Source organism: Paenibacillus sabuli (genome assembly GCF_014705605.1).
GTDB classification, from domain to species: domain Bacteria; phylum Bacillota; class Bacilli; order Paenibacillales; family Paenibacillaceae; genus Paenibacillus_D; species Paenibacillus_D sabuli.
The window spans coordinates 106,612-122,816 of the sequence record NZ_JACXIZ010000022.1 but is presented as its reverse complement, the minus strand read 5'-3'; the positions used below and the strand labels follow the sequence as shown (position 1 = coordinate 122,816).

At 64.4% G+C, this 16,205-nt stretch carries 13 protein-coding genes; 8 read left to right on the top strand and 5 right to left on the bottom strand.

What is annotated here, in order from left to right; translation table 11 throughout:
* The 4 genes from IDH44_RS14340 to IDH44_RS14325 all read left to right on the top strand — a co-directional run.
* A partial coding sequence (locus tag IDH44_RS14340; RefSeq protein WP_190918741.1) for an S-layer homology domain-containing protein occupies positions 1–1,559 on the top strand: 1,559 nt, incomplete at its 5' end.
* 98 nt (positions 1,560–1,657) lie between these two features.
* Complete coding sequence (locus IDH44_RS14335; RefSeq protein WP_190918739.1) at positions 1,658–2,812, top strand: response regulator; 1,155 nt, start codon at positions 1,658–1,660, stop codon at positions 2,810–2,812.
* Between the two features lie 13 nt (positions 2,813–2,825).
* A complete protein-coding gene (locus IDH44_RS14330) occupies positions 2,826–5,969 on the top strand; it encodes a hybrid sensor histidine kinase/response regulator (RefSeq protein ID WP_190918738.1) in 3,144 nt (1,047 codons plus the stop codon).
* A 101-nt stretch (positions 5,970–6,070) separates the two neighbouring features.
* Entirely contained in the window at positions 6,071–6,355 is a 285-nt protein-coding gene (locus tag IDH44_RS14325; protein WP_190918736.1) for a hypothetical protein, read from the top strand.
* Between the two features lie 202 nt (positions 6,356–6,557).
* Here IDH44_RS14325 and IDH44_RS14320 read toward each other — a convergent pair whose 3' ends face one another.
* From IDH44_RS14320 to IDH44_RS14310, 3 genes are read right to left on the bottom strand one after another with little or no spacing between them, the layout of a single operon-like run.
* Positions 6,558–9,557: a DEAD/DEAH box helicase gene (locus tag IDH44_RS14320; RefSeq protein WP_190918734.1), complete on the bottom strand. Its 3,000-nt coding sequence runs from the start codon at positions 9,555–9,557 to the stop codon at positions 6,558–6,560.
* The gene (locus tag IDH44_RS14315; protein ID WP_190918732.1) at positions 9,554–11,338 is read right to left on the bottom strand and encodes an SWIM zinc finger family protein; all 1,785 of its coding nucleotides are present in this window, start codon (positions 11,336–11,338) and stop codon (positions 9,554–9,556) included. The genes IDH44_RS14320 and IDH44_RS14315 overlap by 4 nt, the downstream gene beginning before the upstream one ends.
* A gap of 51 nt (positions 11,339–11,389) precedes the next feature.
* Positions 11,390–11,713 carry an NAD(P)H-binding protein gene (locus tag IDH44_RS14310; protein ID WP_190918759.1) on the bottom strand — a complete coding sequence of 108 codons (324 nt, stop codon included), beginning with the start codon at positions 11,711–11,713 and terminating at the stop codon, positions 11,390–11,392.
* Positions 11,714–11,932: 219 nt separating this feature from the next.
* Between IDH44_RS14310 and IDH44_RS14305 the strand changes: the two genes are divergently transcribed.
* Positions 11,933–12,814 carry a deoxyribonuclease IV gene (locus IDH44_RS14305; protein ID WP_190918730.1) on the top strand — a complete coding sequence of 294 codons (882 nt, stop codon included), beginning with the start codon at positions 11,933–11,935 and terminating at the stop codon, positions 12,812–12,814.
* 33 nt (positions 12,815–12,847) lie between these two features.
* Here IDH44_RS14305 and IDH44_RS14300 read toward each other — a convergent pair whose 3' ends face one another.
* A complete protein-coding gene (locus IDH44_RS14300; protein ID WP_190918728.1) occupies positions 12,848–13,327 on the bottom strand; it encodes a carboxymuconolactone decarboxylase family protein in 480 nt (159 codons plus the stop codon).
* Positions 13,328–13,507: 180 nt separating this feature from the next.
* Here IDH44_RS14300 and sigJ point away from each other — a divergent pair, with 180 nt between their 5' ends.
* Together sigJ and IDH44_RS14290 are read left to right on the top strand one after the other, a co-directional pair.
* Positions 13,508–14,386 (top strand): RNA polymerase sigma factor SigJ, encoded by an 879-nt coding sequence (sigJ, locus tag IDH44_RS14295; RefSeq protein ID WP_190918726.1) that lies wholly within the window; start codon positions 13,508–13,510, stop codon positions 14,384–14,386.
* Positions 14,387–14,511: 125 nt separating this feature from the next.
* Positions 14,512–14,841, top strand: coding sequence for a hypothetical protein (locus IDH44_RS14290; protein ID WP_317890186.1), 330 nt, complete (start codon positions 14,512–14,514; stop codon positions 14,839–14,841).
* A 25-nt stretch (positions 14,842–14,866) separates the two neighbouring features.
* Here IDH44_RS14290 and IDH44_RS14285 read toward each other — a convergent pair whose 3' ends face one another.
* Positions 14,867–15,388, bottom strand: a complete 522-nt coding sequence (locus tag IDH44_RS14285) for a hypothetical protein (RefSeq protein ID WP_190918724.1) — start codon at positions 15,386–15,388, stop codon at positions 14,867–14,869.
* Between the two features lie 202 nt (positions 15,389–15,590).
* Between IDH44_RS14285 and IDH44_RS14280 the strand changes: the two genes are divergently transcribed.
* Positions 15,591–16,184, top strand: a complete 594-nt coding sequence (locus IDH44_RS14280) for a YdeI/OmpD-associated family protein (protein WP_190918723.1) — start codon at positions 15,591–15,593, stop codon at positions 16,182–16,184.
* Positions 16,185–16,205 lie beyond the last annotated feature (21 nt).

Below are 16,205 nucleotides of genomic sequence, written 5' to 3'. Positions count from 1 at the left end.
GACCCGGCGACGGGGATGACGGGACGCCGGACGGACCGGGACCCGGCGACGGGGATGACGGGACGCCGGACGGACCGGGACCCGGCGACGGGAATGACGGGACGCCGGACGGACCGGGACCCGGCGACGGGAATGACGGGACGCCGGACGGACCGGAACCCGGCGACGGGGATGACGGGACGCCGGACGGACCGGAACCCGGCGACGGGGATGACGGGACGCCGGATGATCCGGATTCCGATGGCGGCGATCCAGACGGCGCTCCCGGCAGCGGGGCGACGGATGAAGATTCGCATGACCAAGAGGCAGCTTCGATCGACTTGTTCGTCAACGGGAAAGCGGCATGGAAGGGCGCCGCAGTCGCAATGGAAGTGGACGGCCAGCACGTGATCGTGGTAACCGTCGATTCCGATGGGCTACGGGAGCGGCTGGAACAGGAAGGCAATGGTGCCCTGCTGACGATCCCGATGGAGGGGGAAGCGGATGTCGTCATCGGCGAGCTGGACGGCCGGATGGTGAAGGCAATGGTACAGCAGCAGGCAGTGCTGGAGGTGCGGACGGAGGATGCGTCCTACACGATTCCCGCCCAGCAGATCGACATCGATGCCGTCAGGGCGCAGCTCGGCCCGGATGCCGCGCTTCAGGATGTGAAGGTGCGGATCGAAATTTCGTCGCCTGCAGCCGATGAAGCGAAGCGTGCCGCCGAAGCGGCGGACCGGGAGGCGATAGCGATCGTCGTGCCGCCGCTGCGCTTCACGATCACGGGCACGTACCAGGGCCGGACGGTCGAGGTGTCGGGCTTCGACGCGTACGTGGAGCGCCGAATGGCCCTCCCAGAGTCGGTCGATCCTGAGCGAATCTCAACGGGCGTCGTCATCGAGCCGGACGGCAGTCTGAGGCATGTGCCGACCCGAGTAGACGTCATCAACGGCCGTGATTACGCCGTCATGGAAAGCTTGACGAACAGCTTGTACGCTGTGATCTGGCATCCCGTTCGCTTCGCCGACGTCGCAGGACATTGGGCGGAGGAAGCGGTGCACGATATGGGCTCGAGGCTGGTGGTGAACGGCATGCAGGGCGGGTTGTACCGTCCGGATGTGGCGATTACGCGCGCCGAGTTCGCCGCGATTCTCGTTCGCGGGCTGGGATTGGCAACGGCGGACGGCGCATCGCCGTTCACGGATGTGCAGCCGGGCGCGTGGTATTCCGATGCGGTGAACACGGCTTATGCACACGGCCTGGTAGATGGATACGGCAACGGTCGATTCCATCCCGACGCCACGATTACGAGAGAACAAGCGATGGGGATGATCGCCAATACGATGGGGATGGCAGATCTGGCGCAAAGGATGCCGGGCGGCGCGCCGGAGCCAGGCCTGCAGGCCTTTGACGACGCCGGGGATGCCTCGGCATGGGCCGTCCCCGCGATTGAAAAAACGATCAGGGCGGGCCTCATCACGGGGAGGACAGAGCACCTGCTTGCTCCGAAGCAACCCATTACCCGTGCCGAGGCGGCAGTCATCGTTGGCAGACTGCTGACCCGAGCAGGGCTGATCTAACTGCACGGAACAGGGCGAATCCCGGCGTCATGACAGATCATGACAGGGATCGCCCTTTTTTTGTCGAACCTATTTTCAGTAGGAAGGGCGGTGAATCTATGATTCGGGCTATTGTCGTCGACGATGAGAAGCCGGCGATCGACGCGCTGCGGGATTTGCTTCATGATTATTCCGATATCGAGCTCGTCGGGCAATTTACGAATCCGCACCAGGCCTTGAGTCGAATCGGCGATCTGGATTACGAGATTGCCTTCCTCGATATCGAGATGCCTGGCATCAACGGCCTGGAGCTGGGGGAGCGGCTGCTGGAAGCCGATCCGTCCACGGACATCATCTATATCACCGCGTTCGATGCCTACGCGGTGGAAGCCTTCGAAATCAGTGCTCTCGATTATCTGATGAAGCCGGTCAGCCCGCGCAGAATGAAGAAGACGATGGAGCGGCTGCGGACGAGGCAGGCGAGCGCCCAAGCGGCGCCGGACCCGCCCCTCGCGGACAGGCCGCGGCGGGTGCTGTGCTTCGGCCAATTTGATATTGCCCTGGAAGCCCAGGACGGGGAGGGCGATTCGCGGATCGCCTGGCGTACGGCCAAAGCGCGCGAGCTGCTGGCCTACCTGGTGCAGCATAGGGGGAAGCTGGTGCGCAAATCACAGATTTGGGAAGCTATATGGCCCGGGCTGGAGATCAGCCGCGCCGTCGTTTATCTGCATACGTGCATTTACCAGATTCGCAAATCGCTCAAGCAGTGCCGCTTGGAGAAGCAGATCCGCATCCGCTTCGTCCAGGACGGCTATCAGCTCACGCTCCACGACATCGACAGCGACGTGGACGCCTTTCTCCGCGGGACGTCATTCGTCGACGGCTCAGAGGCCCCGGATTGGGAAGCGCTGGAGCGGGCGGAGCGGCTGTACGGGGACGGTTATTTGACGGTGGAGGATTTTCTGTGGGCGCTGGAGGTGCGCAGGGAGCTCGAGATGCGCTATATCGAGACGGTCAAGCGGCTCGCCGAGCGCGATGAGGCGCTGGGGCGGGACGCGTCCGCGATTCGCCGCTGGAACGCGTTGATTCGGGTGGACCCCTACAATGAAGACGGCCACGAGCGGCTGCTGCTGCTTTACGCCAAGGTGGGCGATCGTTCCGCGCTGGCTCGGCATTACCAGCGGATGACGGAACAAATGCAGGACGAGCTGGGGCTCGATCCCCGGCCCGCTGCAGCCGAGCTGTATCGCCGCTTGCTGTCTTCCATGGACTAAGAGGAGCGCTGTCATGAATCTGACCAGAGCAACAGGAGCAGGCTTATCCCGACAATCCTTCATGGCAGCTGTGCTGCTGGCCTGTGTGCTGGCGGCGGGGCTGTATCTGTATCAAGCGCAGGGGGCGGCGGCTCGGCCAGCGGGGCAGCCCGCGGCAGTAGCCGGCGAGCTCGACCTCAGCCAGTGGGACTTTGCGTCATCGGGCACGGTCCAGCTGCAAGGGGAATGGGAATTCTACTGGGAGCGGCTGGATGACGGGTCCGGCCTGCAGCGCGGTGAAGGCGGACAATGGGTCGACATCCCCCATGTATGGACCGATGCGAAGCGGGACGGCGCAAACCTGCCGGGCGCAGGCTACGCCACATACCGGCTCCGCATCCAGTTGCCGCCCGGCATGGAACGGCTTGCGCTGCATATCCCGACCTTGTCCACCTCCTGCCGCGTCTTCGTGGACCAGCAGGAGGTGGCCCGCTGCGGCGTCGTATCGGACGAGCGCAGCTCCGCCACGGCTGCGTACCGTCCCCAGCTGGTGCAGTTCGAGCCGCAGGGAGAGACGATGGAGCTGGTGGTCCAGATCGCCAACTACATGTATGACCGGGGCGGCATGTGGTATGCGCTGGATCTTGGGCTCCCGGATGCGATCCAGCGTCAGCGGGAGAATGCATTGGCTACCGATCTCGTCCTGCTCGGCATCTTCTTCTTCATGGGCCTTTATCATGTATGTCTGTATATGCTGCGGCCCTTTACGCGGGTGACGCTGTTTTTTGCAACCGGCTGTCTGATCGGCGCGCTGCGCTTGTCGGTCATGGATGAGGTCGTGCTGCTCAACTGGTTTCCCTCGATGCCGCTGCGCGGCATCGTCATGCTGGAGTATCTGACCTATTACGGCGGCGTGGCGGCCATTACGCATTATTTGCACGAGCTCTATCCGGACGAGGTGCGCCGGCGCGTCACGCGTATGGTCAGCATGGCCAGCGCGGCGTTCATGCTTACGGTGCTCTTCACCCCGGTGTCGTTCTTTACGTCGCTCGTCGGATACTCCCATCTTGCGCTGCTGCCGCTGCTCGTTTATTTGGTCTATGGCGTGTATCGCGCGATGTGCCGGCGGAGGAACGGGGCGTCGCTGCAGTTCTGGGGCATTTTCTTCTTCTTCCTGACGATCCTGCACGATATGATGTTCAATATGTATTACATATTCGACTGGTTCTACAAACTGCGTACGATTCAGGTGTTCCAAGGGCAGATCATGGTGTTCGGACTGTTCGTGCTCGTGTTCGTGCAGGCGATCGTGCTGGCTCGCCGGTTCTCCAACAGCTTCAAAGAGGTGGAGCAAATGTCGGAGAAGCTGATTGCGCTGAACCGCATGAAGGACGAATTCCTGTTCAATACGTCCCACGAGCTGAAAACCCCGCTGCATGGCATGATCAACCTGTCCGAGGCGCTGCGGGACGGGGCGGCAGGCCGGCTGAATACGGAGCAGCGGGATCATCTGTCGTCCATTATTTCCGTGTCCCGCCGGTTGTCCAATTTGATCAACGACATTCTGGATTTCTACAAATTGAAGCACGGGGAGATTCGCCTGGAGCGCCGTTCCGTCTCGCTTCAGGCCGTGCTGCGAGCCAACCACGCGGTGTTCAGCCACTTTATCGCGGATCGGCCGATCCGGCTCGTGATGCGCGTGCCGGACGATTTGCCCAAGGTGCTAGTGGACGAGAACCGTCTGCTGCAAATTTTTTATAACCTCGTCGGGAATGCAATCAAGTTCACGGAGCGCGGCGAGGTGGCCGTATCTGCGATGCAGCGCGAGGGGGAGATCGTCGTCTCCGTGTCGGATACGGGCATCGGCATCCCGGCGGACAAGCAGGAGCAGATCTTTCAATCCTTCGAGCATATCGGGGCCTCGGTGGCCAAGGAGTACGGCGGCACCGGCCTCGGCCTGTCGATCACCAAACGGCTGGTGGAGCTAAGCGGCGGGACGTTGACGGTGAGCTCGGCCCCGGGACAGGGCTCGACGTTCCAATTCACGCTGCCTGTCAGCGAGCAAGCGGCAAGCGAGCCGGCCAGTGTGGCTGCCGAGCCCGCGCTGCTGACGTACATTGAGACGCCGCGTCCCGGCATCGTACAGCCGCAGGAGGCCTCCGCTGCGCAGGCCGAGGCCTACACCATTCTGGCTGTCGACGATGATCCGACCAATCTGCAGGTCATCGTCCAGATTTTCGCGCAGGAGCCATATCACGTGCTGCTCGCCAGCAGCGGAACCGAGGCGTTGGAGATGATCGAGTCGCGAACCGACATCGATCTGGTCCTGCTCGATGTCATGATGCCGGGTCCGTCGGGCTACGAGGTGTGCCGGATGGTGCGGGAGCGCTTTACGCTGTTCGAATTGCCGGTGCTGCTCGTTACCGTGAAGAACGAGCCCGAGGATCTGCTGCAGGGCTTCGACGCGGGGGCCAACGACTTTGTGGTCAAGCCGTTCTACTCGCATGAGCTGCGGGGCCGGGTCCGTACGCTGCTGGAGCTGAAGCGGTCCGTCGAGGAGACGCTGCGCTCCGAGATGGCCTTTTTGCAGGCCCAGATCAAGCCCCACTTCCTATTCAACGCGTTGAATACGATCGTCTCCATCTGCCCGCGAGAGCCACGGCTGGCCGCCGAGCTGCTGACCGAGCTGGGGGACTTCCTGAGAGGGAGCTTCGACTTCGAGAATAAGGCGCGCCAAGTGACGCTGGAGAAAGAGCTGCAACTGACGGAATCGTATCTAATGATCGAGCAGGCTCGCTTCGGCGAGCGGCTCCGGGTCGAGGTGGAGGTGGAGGATGGGCTGGCATGCATGCTGCCTCCGCTGACGATCCAGCCGCTGGTGGAGAATGCCGTCCGGCACGGCATCATGAGCCGGGAGCAGGGAGGGACCGTCCGCCTGCAGGCTCGCTCGGCTGAAGAAGGCGGCATTCGGGTGTGCGTGGAGGACGACGGCGTTGGCATCCGGGCCGACAAGCTGAAGGCCCTGTCCGAGCTGGAAGGCGACGGCGGACGGACGCCGGCGGTCGGCGTAGGGCTGCGGAATGTGTCGACGCGACTGCGGCGGATGTACGGTCACGGCCTGAATATCCACAGCAAACCGGGCCAGGGCACCCGGATTTCCTTTCTCATTCCGGAATGAGCGGAAGACGATTCTTTGAAAATCCTGGAGTTTCTAGCGCCATGTATGGTAGGGCGTGGGTAAATAGTCCCACGAAGAGAAAACAGGGAGTGTATGTTTGCATGGCTGCTATCATTAAAAGTATGCTGTTCGCACTTGGCGGAATCGCCATGACGATTATTGCCATCCTCATGGATCCCTCTACCGAGACAAACGTACCAGAGGCTGCTCCTGCTGAAGTTGTCGCCCAGGCTGATTCAGACCTTCAAACGGAGCAGGCTGAGGAAGACGCAGGTGAAGGATCAGAAACGCAAGAAGAAAATCAAAGCGCTACTTCTTCGTCTGAAACGGTCGCTGAAACCGAAGGGCCAAGATCCCCGCTAAGCGTCTCCTCGCTTGTCCGTTAGACATTCAAGGGAGCCAAAAACAGCGCTAAGCGCCTCGCATGTCCATTACAGCGAGCTACCCTAGCCGGATTGTCGGCGCGTCGTGCGTGTCTGCGCACGGCGGGGAGGGCATGTGGATCAGCCTTCAACGTGTGCCTGCAGCGTAGACCCGCAGCGTGAACTTGCTCACGGGGTGTCGGCTCATGTCCGGTCATGCGTCGCGCTACGCATCCCGCCGCAGCGTGAACAGCTCGCGCAGCGCCTCGGTCGACAGCTCGGTAATCCAGCCCTCGGAGCTGGAGATGACATTGTCGCTGAGCTGCTGCTTGTTCTCCAGCATCTCGTCGATGCGCTCTTCGAGCGTACCGAGCGAGATGAACTTGTGCACCTGCACGTCGCGCGTCTGGCCCATCCGGTAGGCGCGGTCGGTAGCCTGATTCTCCACCGCCGGATTCCACCAGCGGTCGAAGTGGAAGACGTGATTCGCCGCAGTCAGATTGAGCCCGACGCCGCCCGCCTTTAGCGACAGGATGAAGACGCTCGGCTGCTCGGACGGCGGGAGCTCGCGGGACTGGAAGCGCTCGATCATCCGGTCGCGCTGCGTCTTGGGGGTGCTGCCATTGAGATACAGCACCGGCTCGTCCAGCTCGCGCCGCAGCACGTCCTGGATCATCTTGCCCATGCCGATATACTGCGTGAAGATGAGGCAGCGCTCATCGGCTTCGCGCAGCTCCTTGACCATCGCCAGCAGCCGCTCGAGCTTGGCGGAGCGGGCGGCGATCGCCTCCGGTGGCGGCGGCCCGTCCTCCGGGTCCGTCCCCGCGCCTTCGTCCAGCAGCGCCGGATGGTCGCACGCCTGCTTGAGCCGCGTCAGTGCGCCGAGGATCGCGCCCTTGCGCTGGATGCCGTCCAGCTCCTTGAGCCGCTCGAGCAGCGCCTTGACGCAGTTGTCGTACAGGGCGGCCTGCTCGGAGGTGAGCGGGACGTAGGTTTTCATCTCGTTCTTCTCCGGCAGGTCGAGCTGGATGGCCGGGTCCTTCTTCTTGCGCCGCAGCAGGAACGGCTTGACGAGCCGCTGCAGCTCGGCCGTGCGGCGCGCATCCCGCTCCCGCTCGATCGGCGCGGCGAAGCGCTCCTGGAACGCCTTGGCGGTGCCGAGGTAGGTCGGGACGATGAAGTCGTAGATCGACCATAGCTCCGCCAGCCGGTTCTCGATCGGCGTGCCGGTGAGCGCGATGCGATGGAGCGCGGGGAAGCTTTTGACCGCCGCCGCCTGCTTCGTCTGGGCGTTCTTGATGTTCTGCGCCTCGTCCAGGCAGACCGCGCCCCACTGGAACCCGGCCAGCGTCTCCTGATCGAGCGAAGCGGTAGCGTACGACGTCAGCACGACGTCGGCGCCGAGGGCCTTCTCGCGGAACGCCGCGCCGCTCACGCGGCCGGAGCCGTAATGCATCGCCACCCGCAGCGAAGGGGCGAAGCGGGCGAGCTCCTTTTGCCAATTGCCGAGCACGGACGTCGGGCAGATGATCAGCGCCGGCAACTGCGCCGGCTCGTCCGCGCCTTCCTTGGCATGCAGCAGATACGCGATGAGCTGGACTGTCTTGCCCAGGCCCATATCGTCGGCGAGACAGGCCCCGAGCCCGAAGCGGCGGAGAAAGGCGAGCCAGGCGAAGCCGTCCCGCTGGTAGCTGCGCAGCTCGGCGCGCAGGCCCTCCGGGGGATCGAGCCGCGGCCATTCGCGCTGCTGATTGATGCGGGCGACGACCCCGCTCAGCTGCGCGCTCAGCTCGACCTCGAGCTGCACGCGGGCCGCTTCGGCAGCGGCGTCCTCTGTGCTCGCCTCCGTGATCCCGTCGGCGGCGTCCTCCGCCTCGCCGAGCGCGAGCAGGTGCAATTGCAGCACATCCTGGAAGCGCAGGCCCTCGCGCCGGTCCATGCCCTCCATCATGCGCTGAATCTGGGCGATCAGCGCCGGATCGAGCGCGATCCAGCGGTCGCGGAACTTGACGAGCCGCTCGCCGCGCGCGAGCAGCTCGGCGAATTCCTGCTCGCTCAGATCGGCGTCGCCGATGGAGATGCGCCAATTGAAGCTGAGGATCGCGTCCATGCCGAACAGCGAGCGGCCGCCGCCGCGCTTTTTGGACTCGTCCTCGCTCTGCACCGCCGCGCGCAAGCGCGGCTTTTTGCGGCTGGCGGCCTCCCACCACGCCGGCAGCAGCACCTGCCAGCCCGCCTCGAGCAGCCGGCGGCTGTCCGCGTGCAGGAACTGCCAGGCGGCTGCGTCGTCCAGCGGCGCGCCGAGCACATCCTCCCCGCGCGCCAGCCGCTCGGGCGGGAGGCAGGCGCGCAGCCGCTCCAGCCAGCCGGCCGAGCGGCTGCGGATCGCCTCGCTCCACGCTTGCGGCCACTTGCCGCGGGCCTCGCCGTCGTTGCCCAGCTTCACCCGCTTGAGCGCCGCCGGATCGGCCTTGTCCTGCAGCACGAGGCGCAGATGCCAGCGCGCCTGCGGATCGCCCTCCCACGGCTCGATCAGCTGCAGCATGGGGCGGAACGGCGCGACGTCCGCCTTCCAGCCGATGTGCACGAGCCAGGCCTCGGCATCGAGCCCCGCCGTCGCCGCTGCCGCCTGCTCGCGGGCGAACAGCGCCGGGAATTCCCGGCGCAGCTCCGCCTCGTCTTCCTCCGAGCCGTAGTAGCGGCTCGTCACCGCGGCGGAGAAGGCCGCCCGGAGCCCGGCGGCCGCCTCGTCGCGCCAGCCGCGGCGCGCCAGGTCGAGCTCGCCCCGCCGCGTCCGGCCGAGCGCGGCTGCAATCGCGGCCCCATCCCAGCGCCAGCGCAGCTCGCCGTCGCGATAGGCGGCCAGGTCGGGCGCGTATAGCCGCCCCTCCAGACATTCACCCAGCAGCGGCGCCACAGCGTCCAGCAGGGCGGCGTCGCCCTCCCACGTCCAGGCGATATGCGCCAGGCGCTGCCCGTCGGCGAAGAAGGCGATCACGTCCTCGGCGGGCAGTACGACGGCCTCCAGCTCCCCGACCTTGCGCAGCTCGAGCGAGGTGCCGTAGTAGGACGGCTCGTGCCAGGCGAACAGGCGCTGCTTCAGGAAGAGTCCGGGCGACTCCCGGAGCTGTACCGCGTCCAAAAAGAACAGCGCATCGCCGTGCGTCGTCAGCGCCATGCGCACCGCGATCGTTTCCACGTCGTAACTTGCCGATGTCGTCGTCATGGGATCAGCTTCCCTTTCCGCATTTCTTCCTGGAGCGCCCGCAGCCGGCTGTGCCGGGCGGCGAAGGCGTCCAGGTAGCCCGTCCAGCGCGGCTCGCGCTTCAGTTTCTTGTATAGTCTGGCGAGCCGCTTGAGCAGCTTGACCGCCCGCTTGTAGCCGTGGCGGTTCTTCAGCAGTACGTAGTTCTCCACACCCTGATGGTAGAAGGGCAGTAGCGCCTCCGGCTCCGCCTTCTCGATCGGCTGCAGATCACTGGCCCGGAAGTCGAGCGGATTGCTGCCAAGGCTGAGCTGGTAGTCGATCCATTGCCGATACCGGCCGTAGCGCATCAGCTTGTCCGCATACAGACTGCTCGCATACGGCAGCAGGCTCGCGATTGCCGACCACATGCGGGATTCGGCCTCCGGCCTGTGCGCGAGGACGGCGTCCCAGTAGCGGCCGTATTCGTCCAGGCTGCCATAGCGGTGGCCGATCCGCTCGGTCGCGCATTCGCTGAGCCAGGCCTCTAGCCGCTCCCAAGCGCTGGCCTCCTCCAGCATGCGCAGGAAGCGGAGCACGTGCTCGGGCTTCAGCCGGTGGCGCTCCGCCGCTTCGAGCAATCCCCAGGCCGCGCGGTCTTCCGCCAGCCAGACGTGCATCCAGGCGCGGGCGACAAGCGGGAAGAGCGGGTCCGTCTGACGTGGCCCGCTGCTGCCGTCCGCGCCGGGAGGCGCTATGGGCCGTGGATGTGCGTATGCTACCGGGTCCGCGGCGTCCGGGTCGGCAGGCGCCTGCTGCCCGGCTTGCTCTGCCAGGGGCGCCGCTGACTGCCCCTCCACGGGCGTCGCTGCGCTCGTAGCCTTCGTCGCCTCCTCCAGACGGGCCAGCTCCTCCTCGAATAGCTCGGGCCCGTCCGCCGCCGGTGCGAGGACGCGTATCCACAGCTCGACATACACGTCCAGATAGGCGGCCGGAGACGGTGCGTCGGCCATTGCCGCCTCGCGGAGGTAGGCCGCCGTCTCCAGCAGCCGCCCGCGCGGCTTGGCGGCGTCTTGCGGCGGCAGCTCGTGCTCGAGATGCCGCGCGATCGCTTCCATCGTCTCGGAGGTCGCCAGATGCGCGAAGTAGCCCGCATGGCTGCCGGGCGCTTGCTTGCCGAGCACGTACAGGCCGACGTTCAGCTCGAGCAGCCATGCCTCCGCGTCCGTCAATGCGGGCGCCATGTCGCGCACGCGCGCGCGCACCTCCTGACCGTAGTGCGCCTGGTACGGGCTGCTCGTCGCGCGGGCGGCGCAGCCGGCGATCCATGCCTGCCACTGGGCGATGCTCAGCTCGGCCAGCCGGCCGGCCTGGTCTCGCAGCTCGTCCTCGCGGCCGGAGCCCGTCGCAGCCGACGCGACGCCGAGAGGCCGATCTCCGCGGTTGTCAGCGGCAGCATCGCCGGAAGCGGCAGCAATATGCTGCGCCGAATGCGCGTTGGCCAGCATGTGGACCGATCGGCCTCGCGACTGGGCGTACGCCATCAGCGCGGCTGCCAGGTGCTTGCACGGTCGCTCGGCCGGGCATGCGCAGGCGCTCTCATCCGGCGCGTCCAGATCGATCCGCACGCGGTAGTCCGCGTCCTCCTGTGCGATGGCCTCCACGAGACCGGGCGCGGCATCGGCGTCGAGCGCGCCAATCCGCCCCTGCATATAGAGCTGATAGCCGCGCTTGAGCGTCAAGTCGTCGAACCGGGCCGCGGTATCCAGCAGGAGCGCGCGCCACTGGGCTTCGTGCAAGGGAATATTGCCGAGTATCGTCATGAGGATGGACCTTCCTTTCGCCAGCTTGGCCGCTCGTCGTTTCTTTCTCCATTATACCAAGCGGGAGGTGGCACGTACACGGTGTCCTGAACGCCCTTGCGCGCTACAAAGCGTCGGCGTCCCGCGCGCAATACGCGCTTCCTCGACCTCCATCCCCGACCACGCGGCTGCATAGGAATCCGGCTGCACGAGATCGCCTTCTACGATTTCCGCGCCCTGCAGGTCGGGCACGTCCGCCTTGGCAGCATCTCGAACCAACAGCTTCACGTGATGGCCTCGCTCCAACAGAGGCGGCGCGAATCGGCTCCCGACTTTACCTGTGGCACCTGTAACGAAAAATTTATGTGCTAGTCCTCCTTCGTTTGAATCGGTTATACTGACAGTATAATTTAGCGGGCAGGTCTGTTCCTTCCCGTGATGATCGTACGATGGAGAGTGTCAGGATAGGAGGCAGGAATGATCGGGGCGCTCGATCCGAACACGGCCTCGCCGGATACGGCCGCCCGTATACGAAGCGAGCTTTTGTAATACCATCATGCATTTCGCGCATACTGAACGTAGCATTCCACAACACGCGTCTGCGAGGGAGAGGCCATGCTAATCGGAAGTCACGTATCGATGGGCGGCCGCGACATGCTGCTGCGCGCCAGTCGGGAGGCGGCGTCGTACGGGGCCAATACCTTCTTGGTCTACACCGGCGCGCCGCAGAACAGCAAGCGCAAGCCGATCTCGGCGTACAAGATTGCCGAGGGCCATGCGCATATGCGCGAGCACGGCATCCACAGTTTTGTCGTGCACGCGCCTTTTTTGGTCAATCTGGCCAATTCGGTCAATCCGCATGTGTTTGACTACAGCGTCGCTTTTTTGCGCGACGAGCTGGATCGGACCGAGGCATTGGGCGCGGAGCAGCTCGTGATGCACCCCGGGTCTCACGTGGGAGCGGGGGTCGAGCAGGGGCTGCGCCAGATTGTGAAGGGACTCAATGAAGTATTGCGCGCCGAGGACAAGGTCCAGATTGCACTCGAGACGATGGCGGGCAAGGGCACGGAATGCGGCGTCCGATTCGAAGAGCTGGCGCGCATCATCGAGGGCGTGACGCACCATGAGCGTCTCTCCGTCTGTCTGGATACCTGCCACGTGCACGACGCCGGATACGATATCGTCGCGGATATGGACGGCGTGCTGGAGCAATTCGACCGCCTCATCGGCCTGGAGCGGCTCAAGGTGCTCCACATCAACGATTCCAAAAACGAACGCGGCTCGCGCAAGGACCGGCATGCGAACATCGGGCATGGCTACATCGGGCTGCGCGCGCTGGATGCGATCGTGCACCACCCCCGGCTGACCGCGCTCCCCAAGCTGCTCGAGACCCCGTCGATCGGGCGGATCAAATACAAAAACCCGCCGTACAAGCATGAAATTGCCTTGCTGCGGCGGGAAATTACGGAACCGATTGAATGGCCAGATGGACGATAACGCCCGAGAAACGCTACATCGGATAGGTCGCAGTCAGCGCAGCTCCGCCTTCGCCAGACCAAATGCGGCATCGGCCGAGCCCGGCGCTGTCCGGAAGGCGATGTTAAGCCGGTTCCAGGCGTTGATCGTCATGACCGAGAAGGTCAGGTCGGAGAGCTCTTGCTCGGACAGCTGCTCGCGCACGCGATGGTACACCACGTCGGGCACGCCGTGCTCGGGCAGTCGGGTCAGGATCTCCGTCCATTCCAGGGCCGCCCGCTCGCGCGGACTGTAGAGCTCCGATTCCCGCCAGATCGGCAGGTGGTAGAGCCGCAGCTCGCGCTCGCCGTTGATCTTGGCCTGCTTGATGTGCATATCCAGGCAGAATCCGCAGCCGTTGAGCTGCGAAGCCCGGATATGCACCAGGTCGAGTATCGCCTCCTCGATGCTTCCTTCCTGCTCGGCATTGCTGAGCGCCATCATGTGCTTGAACAACACCGGCGATTGCTGCATGTAGTTGATACGTTGTGCCATTCTTGATCCTCTCCTCGCATGAGATGGTGGTCGCGGGCCCGCCGCATGCGGCCCATCGCTTATACAACGACACTGGCGGGCGCGTTGTGACCATGTCACAGGATCGGGGGGCAGCTCGTTATAACAGAGGGCGACAATTGTCCGAAGCACCCACAGACCGAACCAGGGAAGGGATCCGCGATGCAGGAATTATACGACCAATACAAGGGCCTGCTGTTCAAGCTGGCCTACCAATTGACCGGCTCGGTATCCGATGCGGAGGATGTCGTGCAGGACGTCTTCGTGAAGCTGTGCGACGTGCCGCCGGAGCGGCTGGCCCAGCCGAAGGCGTACCTGTGCCGGATGGTGACCAACCGCTGCAGGGATCTGCACAAGTCAGCGCGCAAAAAGCGGGAGGTCTACTTCGGCGAATGGCTGCCCGAGCCGCTCCTGGACGCGGGCGAGGATATGGCGGAGGGGATCGCGCGCGACGATCAGCTGTCCTACGGCATACTGGTGCTGCTGGAGCGGCTGACGACGACGGAGCGCACGGTCTTCGTCCTCCGCGAGGCGCTCGGCTTCGGGTACGGCGAGATCGCCGAGCTGCTGGACAAGCGCGAGGCCAATTGCCGCAAGCTGTTCAGCCGCGCGTGCGCCAAGATGGGGCTGGATGGCGAGCCGGGCGACCGGTCCGAGCCGGCCGGCGAAGCGTGGGCGAGCGGCCTGCTCGCGGCGCTCAAGCAGGGCAATCTGGAGCGGATCATGGCGCTGCTCGATCAGGAGGTCGTGCTGATCTCCGACGGCGGCGGCAAAGCGCAGGCGGCCGTCAATCCGATTGTCGCGCGCGAGCGCGTCGCCCGGTTCTTGCTCGGCGTGTATCGCAAGACCTCCGCTGCCGCTGCTGGAACCGGCGCCGAAGACGACTGGTGGGAGATCGTCCGCCTCAACGGGCAGCCGGCTCTTCGCATGCGAGCGGGCCCTACGGTCCACACGGCTGCGCTGCTGCAGATTGAGCGCGGCTTGATCCATAGGCTCTACTTTGTCCGCAATCCCGACAAGCTGCGGCATGTCGGGCGGTGAGCCGGAGCGGTTGGCCGTATGAACGGAGCAGGTCATGGAGCAGATCGTACAGTCGATTACGCAAGGGCGGCCCCGCGAAGGGGACAAGCTGCCCAACGAGCGGGAGCTGGCCGCCAGGGAGCTATGTGACGAAGCGGGGCGAGCCGATCCCGGCCGATACGATCGTGTGGATGTTCCATCGGGAGCTGCACAATCTGCAGGAGGTCTACGCCGCGCGCAAGCTGATCGAATCGGAGGTGTACCTGTCAGCCTGCGGCAAGCTGGCGCCAGGCGACCTCGACCGGCTCGCCTCGTATCTGGACGCCGTCCGCGATCGGGCGCGGATGACGCCGGAGGCGGCGCTCCTGCAGGTGCCGGGGGCGCTGCGCTCCGGCTCCAGAGCGCGGACGGAGGAGGCCGCAGCGCGCTTTTTTGCCGCCTCGCAGTCGTTTTATGCCTCGCTGGCCAGGGACTGACGCGAATCCCGATCAACGGCCTGGCCTAATCCAGCGCCAGCAGCACGAGCAAGAGCCCCGCATACAGCAGCACCGGCGTCAGCCAGATGCACTTGATGCCGCGCCCGCGTGCCAGCCGGCGCCGGGTCCAGCGCTCCGCCAGGCCGTAGAGTACCGCCGCGAGCATGCCATACAGCGCGAACCACTGCGAGCCGAACGTCCATCCCGGCAGCGCGCCAAGCACGCCGTGCAGCGCGATATACAGCGCATCTCGACCATAGCGGTCCGCGGCGCCATCGGGCATGGCCGGGCGGCGTCGCTTCAGACGCCAGGTGGCCGCGTCGAGCGCCAGCGAGACGGGCGTGCCGTAGAGGAAGAGGATCGCTCCGGCATACATGCCATAGACGGTCGCGGCGCTGAGCAGAGTGGAGGCAGATTCGGACGCAGACGCGGCGTACAAGGATCCGCCCTCCGAGGTGGCCGTCAGTACGAGCGCGATCGTCGCGGTGGCGAAGTAGATCGCGGTTAGCTTGCGGAGCATCAGGGCGGTCCCCAGATCGCTTACCATATGCAGCACCTCCGGACGCGCGGCGATTTCGTCGCGCATTTTTGTTTGTGGTTGTAGTGTACCGCTTCTGCCGTGCGCTGTGCAGTACTCACTTTTGTAGTACCTTTCTTCGGCATACCGACCGTGCATGCATCCCTGACAGCTACTCTGTCAGGGAGATGGGGTATAATAGAGACACTAGACAAAAAAGGAGCGTGCAGCAATGACGGCAGGGCAAAAAAATCCGAAGGTGGACGGGTTTTTGCGAAAGGCGAAGGCATGGAAGGCGGAATTCGAAGCGCTCCGGGCGATTGCGCTGGATTGCGAGCTGACGGAGGACGTCAAATGGATGCATCCGTGCTATACGCATGAGGGCAAAAATATTGTGCTGATCCACGGTTTCAAGCACTACTGCGCGTTATTGTTCCCCAAGGGCGTGCTGCTGAAGGACCCGCACGGCATACTCGTGCAGCAGACGGAGAACGTGCAGGCGGCGCGCCAGATCCGGTTCGCCGGTCTGCGGGAGATCGAGGAGCAGCAGTTGATCGTTCGGGCTTATATCGACGAAGCCGTCGAAGTGGAAAAAGCCGGTTTGCAGGTCGAATTCAAGAAAGAGACGGATTTTCCTGTTCCGGAGGAGCTGGACGACAAGTTTGCCGAAATGCCGCAGCTCAAATCGGCCTTCGAGGCGTTGACGCCGGGACGGCAGCGCGCGTACCTGCTGCATTTCTCGCAGCCCAAGCAGGCCAAGACCCGGGTGTCGCGGGTGGAGAAGCATATCCCGAATATTCTGGACGGCAAAGGGTTAAACGACTAGCCCGGCTGCTCCCCGCTCAAA

Bases quoted from the DNA above. Each gene is read 5' to 3' on its own strand.
- IDH44_RS14325 (WP_190918736.1), top strand. From the start codon at position 6,071: ATGGCTGCTATCATTAAAAGTATGCTGTTCGCACTTGGCGGAATCGCC.
- IDH44_RS14320 (WP_190918734.1), bottom strand. From the start codon at position 9,557: ATGACGACGACATCGGCAAGTTACGACGTGGAAACGATCGCGGTGCGC.
- IDH44_RS14305 (WP_190918730.1), top strand. From the start codon at position 11,933: ATGCTAATCGGAAGTCACGTATCGATGGGCGGCCGCGACATGCTGCTG.
- IDH44_RS14300 (WP_190918728.1), bottom strand. From the start codon at position 13,327: ATGGCACAACGTATCAACTACATGCAGCAATCGCCGGTGTTGTTCAAG.
- sigJ (WP_190918726.1), top strand. From the start codon at position 13,508: ATGCAGGAATTATACGACCAATACAAGGGCCTGCTGTTCAAGCTGGCC.
- IDH44_RS14335 (WP_190918739.1), top strand. From the start codon at position 1,658: ATGATTCGGGCTATTGTCGTCGACGATGAGAAGCCGGCGATCGACGCG.
- IDH44_RS14330 (WP_190918738.1), top strand. From the start codon at position 2,826: ATGAATCTGACCAGAGCAACAGGAGCAGGCTTATCCCGACAATCCTTC.
- IDH44_RS14315 (WP_190918732.1), bottom strand. From the start codon at position 11,338: ATGACGATACTCGGCAATATTCCCTTGCACGAAGCCCAGTGGCGCGCG.
- IDH44_RS14280 (WP_190918723.1), top strand. From the start codon at position 15,591: ATGACGGCAGGGCAAAAAAATCCGAAGGTGGACGGGTTTTTGCGAAAG.
- IDH44_RS14285 (WP_190918724.1), bottom strand. From the start codon at position 15,388: ATGGTAAGCGATCTGGGGACCGCCCTGATGCTCCGCAAGCTAACCGCG.